The sequence below is a fragment of the Belnapia mucosa genome (assembly GCF_016775475.1).
In the GTDB taxonomy this organism is placed as follows: Bacteria; Pseudomonadota; Alphaproteobacteria; order Acetobacterales; family Acetobacteraceae; genus Belnapia; species Belnapia mucosa.
The window spans coordinates 771290-787187 of record NZ_JAEUXJ010000001.1; the positions used below are offsets into that span (position 1 = coordinate 771290).

Genomic DNA, 15898 nt, shown 5'->3' on the forward strand with positions numbered 1-15898 from the left:
GTCGCCCGCCCCCAGCCAGGATCACCCGATGCTCAAGGCCGCCATTCTCCCCGTCACGCCCTTCCAGCAGAATTGCGGATTGTTCTGGGATGAGGCGACGGGGGCCGGCTGCGTCATCGATCCGGGCGGCGAGGTGGAGCGCATCCTCGGCGCCATCGCCGAGCTGAAGATCAGCATCGGCAGCATCCTGCTGACCCATGGCCATATCGACCATGCCGGCGGCGCGGCGGAGCTGAAGGAGGCGCTGCCGGGCACACCCCCGGTCATCGGCCCCGACCGGCGCGACGCCTTCCTGCTGGAGGGGCTGGCGCAGCAGGGCGCCCAATACGGCTTCCCCGCCCGCGACCTGGTGCCCGACCGGTGGCTGGAGGAAGGCGACAGCGTCGAGATCGGCGGCGAGAGCTTCGAGGTGCTGCACTGCCCCGGCCATACGCCGGGCCATCTGTGCTTCGTGAACACCACGCTCCGCGTCGCGGTGGTGGGCGATGTGCTGTTCCGCGGCTCGGTCGGGCGGACCGATTTCCCCTATGGCGACCATGCGGCGCTGCTGGCGGCGATCCATGGCAAGCTGCTGCCGCTTGGCGACGACATCTCCTTCCTCTGCGGCCATGGCCCGGGCTCGACCTTCGGGCATGAGCGGCAGCGGAACCCGTTCCTGCGGGATCAGTAGGCCCCGGCCCAGCCGTCGCGACGCGGATCGCTGGCGGCCATGCGAACGCCGTTCTCCAGCAGCCGGATGGCGGCGACGCTGCACGGGCCTTCCAGCGGCGGCACGACCCGCACCCGGTGGCCGAGCGCTTCCAATTCCGGCGCCGCCCCAGCCAGCCCGGCCTCCAGCGTCAGCACCGAATCGCCGCCATGGGGGTAATTCGCCGCCTGGCCCGGCTGGCTGCTGGTCCAGCGCGGGGCCTCCACCGCCTGCTGCGGGTCCAGCCCGAAATCCGCCAGCGCGACCAGGATCTGCGCATTCACCTGCACCTGATTGTCCGCCCCTGGCGTGCCGAACATCGCCCAGATCCGCCCGTCGCGCAGCACCACCGGCGCATTCATCGTATGCCGCACCCGCTGCCCAGGCCGCAGCCGGTTCGGATGCCCGGGGTCGAGATGCCAATAGGCCATGCGGTTGTTCATCAGAATGCCGGTATCCCCGGCCGTGACGCCGCTGCCGAAGGCCGAGTTCAGCGACTGGATAGCCGAGACGCCATTCCCTGCCGCGTCGAGGATGCAGAAATAGGTGGTGTCGCTCTCCGCCATCGGCCGCAGCGGCAACTCGGCCGCCCGGTGGAGGTCAATCGCCGCCGCATGCGCTGCGGCATGGTCCGCCGAGAGCAGGCGGTCCAGCGGGATCGCGGCGGCGCGTGGGTCGGACCCATGGCGCTCGCGGTCGAGGAAGGCGCGCTTCTTCGCCTCGACCATCAGGTGGATCAGTGCGGCGCTGTCGCGGCCGAGTGTCGCGAGATCGAAGCGCTCCAGAATCCGCAGGATCTGGAGGAAGGTGAAGCCGGTAGAGTTGGGCGGCGTCTGCCGCAGCTCGAAGCCGCGATAGGGGATGCGGAGCGGCGGCATCTCCTCGGCCGTGCAGGCGGCGAGATCGGCGCTGGTGACCAGCCCGCCGGCGGCAGCGATGCCGGAGGTGATCCGGGTCGCAAGGACGCCACGATAGAAGCCCTCCGCCCCCTCACGCGCGATCAAGGCCAGCGTCGCGGCAAGTTCCGGCTGCACCACCAGCGCGCCGAGCGCCGGCGGTGCCCCATCGTCCAGCAAGCGGGCTGTGCTGACCGGGTCCGGCCTCAACCGGCCGAGATTGTCACCGGCGAAATGCCGGTAGGCATGGGTGGTGGCGAAACCCTCCCGCGCCGCCGCCTCGGCCGGCGCCACCAGCCGGGCCCAGGGCAGAGTGCCATGCCGCGCATGCAGCAGGGTGAGGCCGGCCAGCAGGCCGGGGGTGGAGATACTGAGCGACCCCTGCACCGGAATGCCGCCCGCAGCCTCATAGCGTTCGGGCGTTGCGGCGGCCGGCGCGGCGCCGGTGGCATTGATGCAGGAGGCCTCGCCGCGCGCGCCGCAGAGATGGAAGAAGCCGTCGCCGCCGAGGCCCGACATATGCGGCTCGACCACGCCGAGGGTCAGGGAGACGGCGATCGCCGCATCCATCGCATTGCCGCCGGCCCGCAGCGTATCAAGCCCGGCCTGAGTCGCGACCGGATGGTTGGTGGCGACCGCGCCATGGCGGCCCATGAGGAGCGGGCGATGCGACCGGGGCGGGGGATACATGGTCGGTCTCCTCAGGTGACGAAGCGCGGCTGCACGGGGGGGAGCGGCGGCGCCCGCTCGCGCAGCGCGTTCAGCACCACCAGCCCGTATTCGGTCGGGCGGTAGCTGCGCGCATCCTGCAGCAGGGCCGGGGTGAAGCTGTGGGAGAAGCACCAGGCGAGCCAGCCGATGCGGGCGCGGTCGAAGGCCTGGAAGATCGCCTCGCGGTAGCGCCCGGCGCCGCGATAGGCGGATTCCGGATGATCCGTCTCGTGCCAGCCGAATTCCGTGGCGATCACGGGCAGCTGCCGGGCCGGGGCGAGGAAGGCCTCCTCCCAGCCGATCCGCCAGTCGGAATTGGCGTAGGGGTGGGTGGCGTAGACGATGTTGTCCCGCCGCACCGGCGCCTGCGGCGCGAAGGACAGGTCGTAGCCGTATTGCAGCCCGCCGACGATGATCGGCTTGCGGAAATCCACCAGCCGGATCGCATCCACCAGGGATTCGGTGAAGTCGCGCCAGCGCAGCCAGGGCGCGATGCCCGGCTCGTTGGACGGCGTGCGGTCGAGATTGACCGTCGTCGGCTCGTTGAACAGCTCATAGAAGGCGACGACCGGGTTGCCGGCATAGCGGCGGGCGACCGCCTGCCAGAAGCGATACATCTCCGCACCGCTCGTGGCGTAGAGATCGCCGTAGAAGGGATCGCGCAGATCGGTATAGCGCCCGTCCGGCGGGAAGCCGATCGAGTGGAAGCAGAGCACGAGGTAGAGGCCGTAGCGGCGGGCATAGGCGACCGCCGCATCCAGCACCCGGAACATCACCGCCTCTCCCTGGAAGCGCAGCACTGCGGGCATGATGGAGATCCGCACCAGATCAGCCCGCCACTCCGCGGCGGCGCGGAACAGGTCGCGGTTGAAGCGGCCGAGCTTCTCGTCCTGCCGCTGCGACAGCCAGAGCACATCCGGCGCCGCGACGCCGCGGAAGATGCGCGGCAGGCCGGCCCCATCGATGATGGTGTTGCCATAGGTGCGGAAATGCTGCGGGTAATGCGCCGGCACCGGCCAGGGCGTCTCCGGCGCGTCGAGATCCTCGGGCGGCGCCAGGGAACAGCCCTCGGCCAGCAGGCCGAATGGCAGGGCGAGGGCGGAGCGGCGCTTCATGCGCGGCCGTTATAGAATGCCGGCGCCGGGCTGTCGCGCCCGGGCTTGGGATGCCGCCCTCGCTTGACGGGCCGGGCGGCTCGGCGAATGCTCCCCGCAACAAGACCGAAGGGGAAACGCCATGCCCAGCCGTCGGAGATTGCTCGCCGGGTCCGGCGCGCTGCTGGCCTCGGCCGCCCATGTCCGACCCAGCCAGGCCCAACCCGCCTGGCCGGACCGGCCGATCCGCCTGCTGGTCGGCTTCCCGGCCGGTGGCCCGACCGATTTCGCCGCGCGGCTGCTGCAGGATCCGCTGCAGCAACTCTGGGGCCAGCCGCTCGTGATCGAGAACCGACCCGGCGCCTCACAGAACATCGCGGCTGAGGCAGCGGCGAAAGCGGCGCCCGACGGCTATACCTTGCTGCTCTCGACCAGCAACCTCACCAGCAACCCGGCGGTCTTCGCCCGCCAGCCCTTCGACCCGATCCGGGATTTCAGTCCGATCGCCGTCATCTATTCCTCCCCGACCGTGCTCTTCACCGGGGAGGGCCAGCCCTATCGCAGCCTCGCCGATGTGATCGCGGCGGCGAAGCGCCAGCCTGGCATGGCCTCGGCCAGTTCCGGCGTCGCCACCTCCGGACACTTCGCCACCGAGATGTTCATGCGTGCCGCCGGGATCGAGCTGACGCATGTACCCTATCGCGGCGCCAACCCGGCGCTGCAGGACGTGATCGGCGGGCGGGTGCCCTTCACCTTCTCCACCCTGTCCGGCGCCATCGGCCTGGCCCGCGACGGCAAGCTGCGGCCGATCGCCATCGCCGCCCCGCGCCGCAGCCCCGCCTTCCCGAATGTGCCGACCATGGCGGAGCAGGGGGTGGAGATTCGCGACACCTCGCCCTGGTACGGCTTCATCGGCCCGGCCGGCCTGCCGGAGGCGCTGGTCGCCCGCATCGCCGCCGATGTGAAGGGCCTGCTGCGCCGGCCGGATATCGTCGCGCGCATCGAGGAATCGGGCGGCGCGGTGGAAGGCGATGGACCGGCCGAGTTCCGCGCCCGCATCCCGCGCGAGATCGAGGTCAACCGCGAGGTCGCGCGGATCGCCAACATCCATATCGAATAGGACCCGACCGATGCGCATGCAGGCCGCCATCATGTTCGAACAGGGCCGGCCGCGCCCCTATGCCGAGAGCCGTCCGCTCGAGGTCGAGGAGGTGGAGCTGGACGGTCCCGGCCCCGGCGAGGTGCTGATCGAGATCGCCGCCGCCGGCCTCTGTCATTCTGACCTCTCGGCGATCGAGGGCCTCCGGCCGCGGCCGCTGCCGGTCGTCATCGGGCATGAGGGGGCGGGCATCGTCCGCGAATGCGGCGAGGGCGTCACCGACCTCAAGCCCGACGACCATGTGGTGACGGTCTTCGTCACCTCCTGCGGGACCTGCCGCTGGTGCGTGCGAGGCCGGCCGAATATCTGCCCGAGCGGCTTCGCCGCCCGCAGCGCCGGCACCCTGATCTCCGGCGCGCGGCGCATCCGAAGGCTGAACGGCGAGAGCGTGAACCATGGCAGCGGCCTCTCGCTCTTTGCCCAGTATGCCGTAGTGGCGCGGCGGGCGATGGTGCGGATCGACCGCGACATCCCTCTCGATGAGGCCGCGATCTTCGGCTGCGCGGTAATGACCGGGGCGGGGGCGGTGCTGAATACCGCCGGGATGCGGGCCGGCGACTGCATCGCCGTGGTCGGGCTCGGCGGCGTCGGGATGAACGCGCTGTTTGCCGCCGTCGCCGGCGGGGCGGAGCGGATCATCGCCATCGATACCAGCGCGGAGAAGCTCGGCCTCGCCCGGCAATGGGGCGCGACCGACACCTTCCTCGCCACCGATCCCGATTGCGCCGAGCAGGTGCGGGCGGCGACCGGCGGCGGGGTCGATACCGCGATCGAGACCGCCGGGCAGATCCGGGCCTTGGAACTCGCCTATGCCATCACCGCCCGCGGCGGCAGCGTGGTCAGTGCCGGGCTGCCGGCCCAGGGCGCCCAGTTCAGCTACATGCATGCCGGGCTCGTCTCGGATGAGAAGAGCATCCTCGGCAGCTATATGGGCAGCTGCGTGCCGGAGCGGGACATCCCCCGCTTCCTCGGCCTCTATCGCCGGGGCGCGCTGCCGGTCGGGCGGCTGAAATCCGGCACGCTCGGGCTGGACGGCATCAATGCCGGCTTCGACCGCCTGGCCGAGGGTGCCGTCCTGCGCCAGATGCTGCGGCCGAACGGGTAGGGCGCCGCATCGGGCAGCTACAGCCGCCCGATATGCAGCCCGCCGTCCACATGGAAGGCATCGCCGGTGGAGAAGGGGATGACGCCGGAGAGGAGCCCCGTCACCGCCCGCGCCACATCCTCCGCCTCGCCCCAGCGGCGGATCGGCGAGAGGCCGGCCGCGATCCGCTGGGTGTAGCGCTCGGCGACCTGCTCGGTCATGGCGGTGCGGATGACGCCGGGCCGGACCTCATAGACCGGTATGCCATCCTCGGCGAGGCGGAGGGCGAAGCAGCGCGCGACCATCGAGAGCGCGGCCTTGCTGGCGCTGTAATCGGCGCGATCCTCGCTCGCCAGGATCGCATTGGCCGAGGTGATGAAGACGATGCCGCGCGGCCCGCGCTGCGGCGCATCGGCGGCGACCATCCGCCGCGCCAGGGCCTGGGTGAGGAAGAAGGGCGCGCGGGTATTGACCGCCAGGGCCCGTTCCCAGCTCTCGGGCGAGAGCTCCAGCATGTCGCCGCGGACCATGGTGCCGACCCCGGCATTGTTCACCACCGCCTCGACCCCGCCGCCCATGCTCCAGGCCCAGTCGGCGAGGGGGGCGAGCTTCTCCGGGTCCGAGAGGTCGCAGAAGCGGAAGTCGAAATCGCCGCCGGCCTCGACCACGGCCCGGCCGGTCTCGCGTGCGCCCTCCACCTCCCGGTCCACGCCGAGGATGTCGTAGCCGGCGCGGGCGAGGGCGATGCTGATCGCCGCCCCCATGCCGCGTCGTGCGCCCGTCACCAGCGCCACCGGCCGCTTGCCGCTCGCCATGCCCTTCCTCCTCCCCCGCTTCGGCGCCAGGATGCGGCCCGCCCCAGGCGGCGTCCAGCCGGGGCAGGGGGGGGGGACGCGGAATGCCGATCACCGGTGCGGCCAGGCTCTTCGCCATCCTCGGCGATCCGATCGCGCCGGTGCGCTCGCCGGCGCTGTGGAATGCGGAATTCACCCGGCTCGGGCTGGACGCCGCCTTCGTGCCGATGGAGGTGCGGGCGGCGGATTTCGCCGCCGCCTGGGCGGGGCTGGCCGCCACCCGCAACCTCGACGGCATGGTGCTGACCATGCCGCACAAGCAGGCGGTGCTGCCCTTCCTGGACCTGCTCGGGCCGCATGCGCGGCTGGCCGGGGCGGTGAACACGGTGCGGCGGCTGCCGGACGGGCGGCTCGAGGGCGACATGTTCGATGGCGAGGGCTTCGTCGCCGGCCTCCGCGCCGCAGGCCAGGAGCCAGCGGGGCAGCGCGTGCTGCAACTCGGCTGCGGCGGCGCTGGCCGGGCCATTGCCTTCGCCCTGGCGCGGGCCGGGGCCGCCGAGCTTCTCCTCTCGGACACCGCTCCGGGCCGGGCGGAGGCGCTGGCGGAGGCCATCACCGCCGCCTTCCCCGCCTGCCGGGCGGCGGCGGGGCTGCCCGACCCGGCAGGGCAGGGGCTGGTGGTAAATGCGACGCCGCTCGGCCTCCGCGCTGGCGATCCGCTGCCTTTCGATCCGGGACGCCTCTCGGCGGGCCAGGTGGTCGCGGATGTGATTCCGAACCCCGAACGCACGCCGCTGCTGGACGCCGCCGCGGCGAAGGGGTGTGATATGGTCTCCGGCCGGGCCATGTTCGAAGGCCAGGCGAGGCTGGCCGCCGCCTTCCTGGGCGTCGCCGGCTGGGGAGGATAACGACAGGCGATGTTCAGCCGCTTCCGCCCGATCGATTGCGACCTGCACCCGATGGTGCCGGGAATGCGGGCCCTGACCCCCTATATGGACGAGTTCTGGCGCGACCAGGTGGAGGAGCGGGGGATCACCACCCTCGATACCCAGTCCTGGCCGGTCCGCTCGCCGAAAACGATCCGGGAGGATTGGCGCAGCGAGGATGGGCGCGGCGCGGCCACGGTCGGGCTGCTCCAGGCCCAGTCGCTGGACCGGCTCGGGACCGATCTGGGCATCCTCAACCCGCTCTATGGCGTGCAGCTGGTCTTCAACGAGGATATGGCGGCGGCCTTTACCCGGGCGCTCAATGACTGGACCCGGGCGGAGTGGCTGGACCGCGACCCACGGCTCCGGGCCTCCATCGTCCTGCCGCTGCAAAGCATCGAAGCCTCGGTCGCCGAGATTGAGCGGCTGGCGCCTGATCCGCGCTTCGTCCAGGTGCTGGTGCTGGTCATGGGCGAGATGCCGCTCGGTCGCCGGCAATACTGGCCGATCCTCGAGGCCTGCGTCCGGCATGGGCTGCCGCTCGGCATCCATGCCGGCAGCGCCTATCGGCACCCGCAGACCTCGGTCGGCTGGACCAGCTACTATCTCGAGGAATATGCCGCCAACCAGCAGGCCTTCCAGAGCACCCTGGCGAGCCTCCTCACCGAGGGCGCCTTCTCGAAATTCCCCGACCTCCGGGTGGTGCTGCTGGAATCCGGCGTGACCTGGCTGCCGAGCTTCCTCTGGCGCCTGCAGAAGACCTGGAAGGGCGTGCGCTTCGAAGTGCCCTGGGTGGACCGCCTGCCGACCGAGATTGTCCGCGACCAGGTGCGGCTGACCGTCCAGCCGCTGGATGCGCCGGAGGATGGCGCGATCGTCCAGCGGGTGATGGACCAGTTGCGCTCCGATGCGTTGCTGCTCTGGGCCTCGGATTGGCCGCACTGGCAATATGACGGGGATGCGGCGATGCCGCCCGGCATCCCGGAAAGCCTCTGGCCGAAGCTGATGCGGGACAACCCGCTCGCCACCTATGGGCGCCTGCGCGAAGGAGTCGTGGCATGAATGTGATCCAGCCGATTGCCGCCCCCGGCAAGCCCGCCGCCGCCACGCTGGGGCTGGTGGATGTGGACATCCACCCGCGGCCGCACCGCATCGAGGACTTCAAGCCCTTCCTCAGCGACCGCTGGTGGGAACACCTGCAGACCTGGGGGATGCGGGCCCGGCACGGCTTCACCGGCGGCCAGCCGCCCTTCCCGAAGGCGCAGCCGCTGGCTTCCCGCCGCGATGCCTGGCCACCGAATGGCGGGACGCCGGCCTCCGACCTCGATTTCCTGCGCTTTCAGCTGCTGGACAATTACGGGATCGATTACGGCGTGCTGAATCCGTTGCAGCCGAGCGGGCAGGGGGACCGGAACAATGCCTTCTCCGTCGCTATGGCGCATGCGGTGAACGAATGGCAGCTCGAGGCCTGGCTGCGGAAGGAACCCCGGCTGCGCGGCAGCGTGGTCGTGCCCTATGAGGACCCGCAGGCCTCGGCAGCCGAGATCCGCAAGCGCGCGGGCGACCCGAATTTCTGCCAGGTCCTGATGATGAGCCGCACGGCCGAGCCGGCCGGCAACCCGCGCTACTGGCCGATCTATGAGGCGGCGGTGGAGGCCGGGCTGCCGGTCGCCTTCCATGCCTTCGGCTATAGCGGTTGGGCGATGACCAATGGCGGGTGGCCCTCCTTCTATATCGAGGAGGTGAGCGAGCACGCGACCTCCTGCCAGAACCAGGTGATCTCCCTGGTGACCGAGGGCGTGTTCGAGCGCTTCCCGGGCCTCAAGATCATCCTGATCGAATGCGGCTTCGCCTGGCTGCCTTCGGTCGGATGGCGGTTGGACAAGCACTGGCGGCACCTGAAGTCGGAGGTGCCGCATCTGAAGCGCGCGCCCTCCGAATATATCCGCGACCACATCTGGGTCTCGACCCAGCCGATGGAGGAGCCGGAGCGGGGGCAGCATATCCTCGATATCTGCGAATGGGTGGGCTGGGACCACATCCTCTTCGCCAGTGACTACCCGCATTGGGATTTCGACGATCCCCGCGCGGCCATCCCCGGCGTAATCCCGGCCGAGCGGCGGCGCGGGATCTACGGGGGCAATGCGCGGGCGCTCTACGGGTTCTAGGGCCGTGGCACGCATCGTGGTGGCACCGGTAGGCGAGATTCCCGCCGGCGGGCGGAAGCTGGTCGAGGCCGAGGGGAAGCGGATCGTCGTCTTCAACCTGGGCGGCGAATTCTACGCACTGAGCGACCGCTGCCCGCATCAGGGCGGCAGCCTCTGCGCCGGGCTGGTTTCCGGCCATGTCGAGAGCCGGGAGCCGGGCGTCTATCACTATGCCCGCAGGGGCGAGATGATCCGCTGTCCCTGGCATTACTGGGAATTCGACATCCGCACCGGCAAGTCCTGGTTCGACCCGAAGCGGGTTCAGGTGCGGCAGTTTCCCGCCCAGGTGACCACCGGCGCGGCGCTGGTCGAAGGTCCGTATGTGGCGGAGACCTTCCCGGTGAAGGTCGAGGATGACTACGTGGTTGTGGACGCCTGAATTCCGCCCAACCACCTCAAATCCCTTGAAGCCGAGCCGCTTCTTTGCCCCTGAATCAATGGATTCGTGCGGGTACTTGAGGGCTTGAGGCCTTTATCCCAGGCGCCTTCGGCGAAAGTCGTCCAGCGACGGTGTCCTGATGGAGGCTGCGAACCTCGTTGAGGTTGGTTGCCGTGCCGCGGTTGCGGTCAAACAGACTTGAAGCCCGCCCGGCACGATGACCCACCGGAAAAGGAATGCGGGGAGGGTGACCACCGGATTATTGAGAAGCAAGACCCATGCAAAAGAATGGGCCATCCGGAGGGAACCGAAATGAGCATCCGATTTGGCGGATCCGGTCCTGATACTTTGCCCGGAACGAAGGGCCAGGACTGGCTGGCCGGTTTCGGTGGCGCCGACTCGCTGGACGGTCTCGAGGGCTGGGACGCAGTCTTCGGCGGCGACGGCAATGACAGCGTGTTTGGCGGTGCGGGCGACGATCTCGTCTCGGGTGGCGCCGGGAATGACCGCGTCGTCGGCGATGCTTCGCGAGGCGGCCCGAACCCGGTGGAATATGGCGACACGCCTGGCCACAACCTGCTCCTGGGCGGTGGTGGCGACGACCTGGTCCAAGGCGGATACGGCGAGGACACCGCTTTCGGGGGCTCGGGGAACGATACCATCATTGGCTGGGGCTACGGGCCGCCAAGCCCTTCAGGCGCCGAGGGTTTCGAGGCACTGGATGACGGCGACCTGCTCCATGGCGGCACGGGGCGGGACAGCATCCGGGGCGGGGGCGGGAAGGATTCCATCAATGGAGGCTTCGGGAAGGACACGCTGCAAGGCGGATACGATCCTGATACCCTGACCGGCGGCGCAGGCGCGGACCGCTTCCTGTTCGGGCGTGAGGGTAGCGCCGGCTTCACCCTCGATAGCGGCGTCGGCCCCGGCAACCGGGATGTCGTCACCGATTTCCGGCATGCCGATCAGGACCTGCTCGACCTTTCGGGCTACCGCAGCATCTTCATGCCCCTGGATACGCCACCACCGGTATTCATCGGCAACGCGGCCTTCCGGGTCAGCCCGGAGGACGGCAACCGGATGCAGGTCCGCTACGAGGTCGAAGGCGACCGGACCATCGTGCAGGTATACTCCCAGTTCAATTTGCCACCGCCCGAGTATCCGCAGCCCGTGCCAGGCGTGACGGTCGAGATCGAACTCCTGGGCGTCCGCGGCATCTCCGCCGATGACGTGTTTCTTGGCTGAGCCCGTATCCTTCCGCGCGGCAGGGGCGGAAAGGGCGTCTATTACTCCTGAACAGAAACTATCCGTCGGGCTTGCAAGGCGAACCCGCCAAGCCCGCGCCGCGTTCGCCGTCCATGCGAATTGGATGGTGCTGCAAATGGCTGCCGCCCCCGGGCGACCCCCGGACGGCTGCGGCAATGAATCTGCGCGACACGACGGTCGCCGCCATCACGCGGCTCGCCCCAGCCGCGGCGACGGAGAAGCTGCTCGGTTTGGTCGAGGCCAATATGGCCGCGCTCGCCGCCCAGGTGGAGGAAGCGGCCAGCGCCCCGCCGCTGGAGCGATGCCTGCGGATCATCAGCAGCGTCCTGCCCGTCTATACCCACCCGGTTGCCAGGCCCCGCTATGCCGAGCCGGCGCTGCGCGAGGCGGTGGAGCGCGGCCTCGTCGCCATCGGCGCCCGGGCCCGCGCCGCCGGCGTCCGCCTCTCGATGCATCCCGGCCAATTCTGCCTGCTGGCGACCGACAACGCCCGCGCCCTCGAGAACAGCATCGAGGAGCTGGACTACCATACCGAAGTGATGCGCCTGCTCGGCCTCGCCGGCGGCTGGCACCCGGAAGGGGCGCATATCAACATCCATGGCGGCGCCCGGGCCCCGGGGATCGAGGGCTTCCGCCGCGGCTTTGCCCGCCTCTCGGCCGAAACCCAGGGCCTGCTGACGGTCGAGAACGACGAGACCTCCTATGGTCTCGACGACCTGCTGCCCCTGGCCGAGACGCTGCCGGTCGTGCTCGACCTGCACCACCACTGGTGCCACTCGGGCGGCGAGCATATCGAGCCGGACGACCCCCGCATCGCCCGCGTCCGCGAGAGCTGGCGCGGTACCCGCCCCATGGGCCATCTCAGCGCCCCGCGGGAGGGGCTGCTGCCCGGCGGCCTCGACCCCGAAACCCTGCCTGACTATGCGGCGCTGCGGGCGGCCGGCGTCCCGGCGCGGGAGCTGCGGGCGCATTCGGAACGGCTCTGGAACAGGGCCATCAATCGCTGGGCGCTCCGCCACCTGGATTGGACAGATCTGGAGGTGGAGGCGAAGGGCAAGAACCTCGCCAGTCACGACCTGGCGGAGGCTGGTCTGGCTTCGGCGGCCGCAAGCCTGTAGAAGGCGCCCTCCCGATCCCTCCCGGAATGCCCAGCGCACCCCATGGCCACCGTCCTTCTCATCATCCACCTCTTCGTCACCCTGGCCCTGATCGGGGTGGTGCTGCTGCAACGCAGCGAGGGCGGCGGCCTCGGCATCGGCTCCTCCCAGGGGATGGGCTCCTTCATGACCGGGCGGGGCACGGCCAATCTGCTGACCCGGACCACGGCGGTCCTCGGCACCGCCTTCTTCGTGCTGTCGCTGGCCCTGGCGCTGCTCGGGCGGGGGACCGGAGTTCGCGGCTCCATCCTCGATGCGGCGCCGCCGCCGGCCGCGACGGCCCCGGCCGTGCCCGCCACCCCGGCGGCGCCTAGCGTCCCGACCAACTGATCGCGTCTTTTCGGCCACAAGTGACGCCGGCGCATGGCCGATCTGCCACAGCCGGCGCACGCATCGGGTAGCGGAGCCGAGGCGACCTTGCTATGAAGGGCGCCCATGGCGCGGTTCGTATTCATCACCGGCGGCGTGGTCTCCTCCCTCGGCAAGGGCATCGCAGCGGCATCCTTGGGTGCCCTGTTGCAGGCGCGCGGATACAAGATCCGTTTGCGCAAGCTCGATCCCTATCTGAACGTGGATCCGGGGACCATGTCGCCCTATCAGCACGGGGAAGTCTTCGTCACCGACGACGGTGCGGAGACCGACCTCGATCTCGGCCACTATGAACGCTTCACCGGCGTGCATGCGACAAAGGCCGACAACTGGACGACGGGACGGATCTATTCCGACGTCATCGCGGCCGAGCGCCGCGGCGACTATCTGGGTGGCACCGTCCAGGTCATTCCGCACATCACCGACAAGATCAAGGAAGTCGTCCAGGCCGAGACCGACGGCTACGACTTCATCCTGGTCGAGGTGGGCGGCACGGTTGGCGACATCGAGTCGCTGCCCTTCCTCGAGGCGCTGCGGCAGCTGGCCAATGAGCTGGGGCCGACGCGGAGCCTCTTCGTCCACCTCACCCTGCTGCCCTACATCCCTTCGGCCGGAGAGCTGAAGACCAAGCCGACGCAGCACAGCGTGAAGGAGCTGCTGGGCCTCGGCATCCAGCCGCAGGTGCTGCTCTGCCGGTGCGACCGGCCGATCCCCGAGAACGAGCGGCGGAAGATCGCGCTGTTCTGCAACGTGCGGCCGGAGAGCGTGATCCCGGCGCTCGATGCCAGCACGATCTACGACGTGCCGATCCAGTACCATGCGGAGGGCATGGACCAGGAGGTGCTGCGGCATTTCGGCCTCTCGGCCTATGGCGAGCCGGACATGCGGCGCTGGGACCGCATCGTCCACTCGATCAAGCAGCCCGAGGGCGAAGTGACCATCGCTGTCGTCGGCAAATACACCAACCTGCTCGACAGCTATAAGTCGCTGATCGAGGCGCTGACCCATGGCGGGATCGCGCACAACGTGAAGGTCAACCTCGACTGGGTCGACTCCGGCGTCTTCGACGATCGCAAGGGCGAGGAGGCGGTGAAGCGGCTGGAAGGGGCAAGCGGCATCCTCGTCCCGGGCGGCTTCGGCGAGCGCGGCACGCCCGGCAAGATCGAGGCGGTGCGCTTCGCCCGCGAACGGAAGATCCCCTTCTTCGGCATCTGCTTCGGGATGCAGATGGCGGTGATCGAGGCGGCGCGGAACCTGGTCGGGCTGAAGGGCGCCTCTTCCACTGAATTCGGGCCCTGCGAGCATCCCGTGGTCGGGCTGATGACCGAATGGCTGCGCGGCAATGCGCTGGAGCGGCGGAATGCCGCCGGCGATCTCGGCGGCACCATGCGGCTCGGCGCCTATGCGGCCAAGCTCTCCGAGGGGTCGCTGGTGCGCGAGGTCTATGGCGGTTCGGCGACGATCGAGGAGCGGCACCGGCACCGCTATGAGGTCAACGTCAACTACAAGGACCAGCTCGAGGAAGCCGGGCTGCGCTTCTCCGGCATGTCCCCCGATGGGGAGCTGCCGGAGATCGTCGAGTATCCCGACCATCCCTGGTTCATCGGCGTGCAGTTCCATCCGGAGCTGCTGTCCAAGCCCTTCGCGCCGCACCCGCTGTTCCGGGGCTTCATCGGCGCCGCGGTGCGGCAGGCGCGGCTGGTGTGATGCCAGCGGCAACCGCGCCGTAATCTCGTTGCAAGGCGGGCCCGGCCATGGTCGGGCCCGCTGTCGCGAAGGGGGGCGGCATCGGCGGCGCTTGACCACGGCGCCCTCCGGGTTCCCACTCGCGGCCCATGGCTGAGAGGAACCGCGCATGATCCGGCGTCACATGATCCTGCTTGCCCTGCCCGTCTTGGCGGGCTGCGCCCAGATGGGTGGCCAGGCGGAGCCGCCGGCCAGCGCCGCGGCTCGATTCGCTGCCACCCTCGTCTCCGCCGAACAGGCCGTCGATGACGCGGTGGCGCGGATGGATGGGTTCGAGCGGATGGCGCAGCGCGAGGATCAGGCGATCGCATTCGCACTCAGCGGCCGGACGGCGCCGCCGGCCCGCTTTACCGCACCGCCCGCCGCGGCGGCCGAGGCGGCCGGGCGGGTGCTGGCGCCGGTCTTCGCTGCACTGGGCGACTATGCCCATGCCCTAGCTTCGGTGGCAGCGGGTCAGCCGGTCCGGGCCGGGGGCGATCCGGGTGGGCGGGCGCTCTCCGAAGCGACCGCCAATGGCCTCGCTGCCGTACAGGCTGCCAGCGGCACCCCGGTGCTGGAGCCGGTGAAGACCGCCGGCCTCGCTGGCGTCGCGGCGCTGGCTGACGTGCCGGCGCGGATCGCCGCCAGCGGCAAGCCGAGCCTCGGCGCGCTGGTGAATGAGCAGCAGCCGCATATGGTCGCGGTGGTCGCCCTGCTGCGGGCGGTGATCGGGCCGGAGCCGGGGCAGGGCACCCGCGGCGCCATCCGCGCCCGGCGCGAGGGGCTGGATGCGCAGCAGGCGCGCTTCCTCTCGGCACTCCGCACCGATGGCCGGATCGGACCGGCCGAGCGCTACAGCATCTTCCGCAGCGTGTCCGAAAGCCGGGACAACGACCCCGCCCAGGGCAACTTCTCCGCCATCATCGACCTGCTGGCCGCGCTGGAACAGGCGCATGGCGCGCTGGCGGTGGATGGGCCGGATGCCGAGGCGCAGATCGCCGCCATGGCCGCGGCGGTGGAGCGGCTGGAGGATCTGACCGAGGGCAGCCGGCGCGGATGAAGCGCCGCCTCGGCCGGCTCCTGCTGGGGCTGGCCGTTCTCGGCCTCGGGCTTGGCGTCCCGGTCGCGGTTCAGGGCGGCAATGGCGCGCCCCTGCTGATGGGGGGTGCCTTCGCCGGGGCGCTCGGCGGCGCCTTTCTGGTGGGCCAATCCGCGCCATCCGAATCCGCTGGCCAGGGCTGGTCCTCGGACTCTACCTCCTCCAGCCCGGATCAGGGCGGCGGGAACGGGAGTGGGGGCGATGGCGGCTGCGGCGGGGATGGCGGGGGCGAGTAGCGCCAGCCCGCCCCTCGGGCGACTAAACTATTCCGGAACGGAGGCTCGCCCCCTTGCCCTCCGGCGCGACGCGGCCTATCCGCCCCTGGCCCAATCCGCCGGAGACGC

At 70.2% G+C, this 15898-nt stretch carries 16 protein-coding genes; 13 read left to right on the forward strand and 3 right to left on the reverse strand.

The features are described 5' to 3' along the window. The first annotated feature begins 28 nt into the window (after positions 1-28). Complete coding sequence (locus tag JMJ55_RS03775; RefSeq protein ID WP_202824131.1) at positions 29-670, forward strand: MBL fold metallo-hydrolase; 642 nt, start codon at positions 29-31, stop codon at positions 668-670. Here JMJ55_RS03775 and ggt read toward each other — a convergent pair. Then, positions 664-2274, reverse strand: a complete 1611-nt coding sequence (gene ggt / locus JMJ55_RS03780; RefSeq protein WP_202824132.1) for a gamma-glutamyltransferase — start codon at positions 2272-2274, stop codon at positions 664-666. The two genes, JMJ55_RS03775 and ggt, sit on opposite strands and share 7 nt — an antisense overlap. An 11-nt stretch (positions 2275-2285) precedes the next feature. Then, the gene (locus tag JMJ55_RS03785; RefSeq protein WP_202824133.1) at positions 2286-3410 is read right to left on the reverse strand and encodes a glycoside hydrolase family 5 protein; all 1125 of its coding nucleotides are present in this window, start codon (positions 3408-3410) and stop codon (positions 2286-2288) included. A gap of 121 nt (positions 3411-3531) precedes the next feature. On the opposite strand from JMJ55_RS03785, the gene JMJ55_RS03790 reads away from it, so the two are divergent. Together JMJ55_RS03790 and JMJ55_RS03795 are read left to right on the forward strand one after the other, a co-directional pair. Then, positions 3532-4509, forward strand: a complete 978-nt coding sequence (locus tag JMJ55_RS03790; RefSeq protein ID WP_202824134.1) for a Bug family tripartite tricarboxylate transporter substrate binding protein — start codon at positions 3532-3534, stop codon at positions 4507-4509. 10 nt (positions 4510-4519) lie between these two features. Next, a complete protein-coding gene (locus JMJ55_RS03795; RefSeq protein ID WP_202824135.1) occupies positions 4520-5653 on the forward strand; it encodes a zinc-dependent alcohol dehydrogenase family protein in 1134 nt (377 codons plus the stop codon). A 17-nt stretch (positions 5654-5670) separates the two neighbouring features. Here the strand turns inward: JMJ55_RS03795 and JMJ55_RS03800 are convergent, their stop codons facing one another. Beyond that, on the reverse strand, positions 5671-6447 hold the full coding sequence (locus JMJ55_RS03800; protein WP_202824136.1) for a 3-ketoacyl-ACP reductase: 777 nt from the start codon (positions 6445-6447) through the stop codon (positions 5671-5673). Between the two features lie 83 nt (positions 6448-6530). Between JMJ55_RS03800 and JMJ55_RS03805 the strand changes: the two genes are divergently transcribed. The 10 genes from JMJ55_RS03805 to JMJ55_RS03850 all read left to right on the forward strand — a co-directional run bounded on the left by JMJ55_RS03805 (position 6531) and on the right by JMJ55_RS03850 (position 15790). Next, entirely contained in the window at positions 6531-7334 is an 804-nt protein-coding gene (locus tag JMJ55_RS03805) for a shikimate dehydrogenase family protein (protein ID WP_202824137.1), read from the forward strand. A gap of 9 nt (positions 7335-7343) precedes the next feature. Then, positions 7344-8414 (forward strand): amidohydrolase family protein, encoded by a 1071-nt coding sequence (locus tag JMJ55_RS03810; protein ID WP_202824138.1) that lies wholly within the window; start codon positions 7344-7346, stop codon positions 8412-8414. Then, on the forward strand, positions 8411-9520 hold the full coding sequence (locus JMJ55_RS03815) for an amidohydrolase family protein (protein ID WP_202824139.1): 1110 nt from the start codon (positions 8411-8413) through the stop codon (positions 9518-9520). Before JMJ55_RS03810 ends, JMJ55_RS03815 begins: the two co-directional genes overlap by 4 nt. 4 nt (positions 9521-9524) lie before the next feature. Further along, positions 9525-9938 carry a Rieske (2Fe-2S) protein gene (locus tag JMJ55_RS03820; RefSeq protein WP_202824140.1) on the forward strand — a complete coding sequence of 138 codons (414 nt, stop codon included), beginning with the start codon at positions 9525-9527 and terminating at the stop codon, positions 9936-9938. Between the two features lie 312 nt (positions 9939-10250). Further along, entirely contained in the window at positions 10251-11183 is a 933-nt protein-coding gene (locus JMJ55_RS03825; RefSeq protein ID WP_202824141.1) for a calcium-binding protein, read from the forward strand. A gap of 176 nt (positions 11184-11359) precedes the next feature. Beyond that, the gene (locus JMJ55_RS03830; protein ID WP_236033344.1) at positions 11360-12322 is read left to right on the forward strand and encodes an apurinic/apyrimidinic endonuclease family protein; all 963 of its coding nucleotides are present in this window, start codon (positions 11360-11362) and stop codon (positions 12320-12322) included. A gap of 42 nt (positions 12323-12364) precedes the next feature. Then, a complete protein-coding gene (gene secG / locus JMJ55_RS03835; RefSeq protein WP_202824143.1) occupies positions 12365-12691 on the forward strand; it encodes a preprotein translocase subunit SecG in 327 nt (108 codons plus the stop codon). A gap of 105 nt (positions 12692-12796) precedes the next feature. Further along, on the forward strand, positions 12797-14437 hold the full coding sequence (locus JMJ55_RS03840; protein WP_202824144.1) for a CTP synthase: 1641 nt from the start codon (positions 12797-12799) through the stop codon (positions 14435-14437). Positions 14438-14585: 148 nt separating this feature from the next. Then, positions 14586-15515, forward strand: a complete 930-nt coding sequence (locus JMJ55_RS03845; RefSeq protein ID WP_202824145.1) for a hypothetical protein — start codon at positions 14586-14588, stop codon at positions 15513-15515. Beyond that, positions 15512-15790, forward strand: coding sequence for a hypothetical protein (locus JMJ55_RS03850; RefSeq protein ID WP_202824146.1), 279 nt, complete (start codon positions 15512-15514; stop codon positions 15788-15790). Before JMJ55_RS03845 ends, JMJ55_RS03850 begins: the two co-directional genes overlap by 4 nt. The last annotated feature ends 108 nt before the right edge of the window (positions 15791-15898 follow it).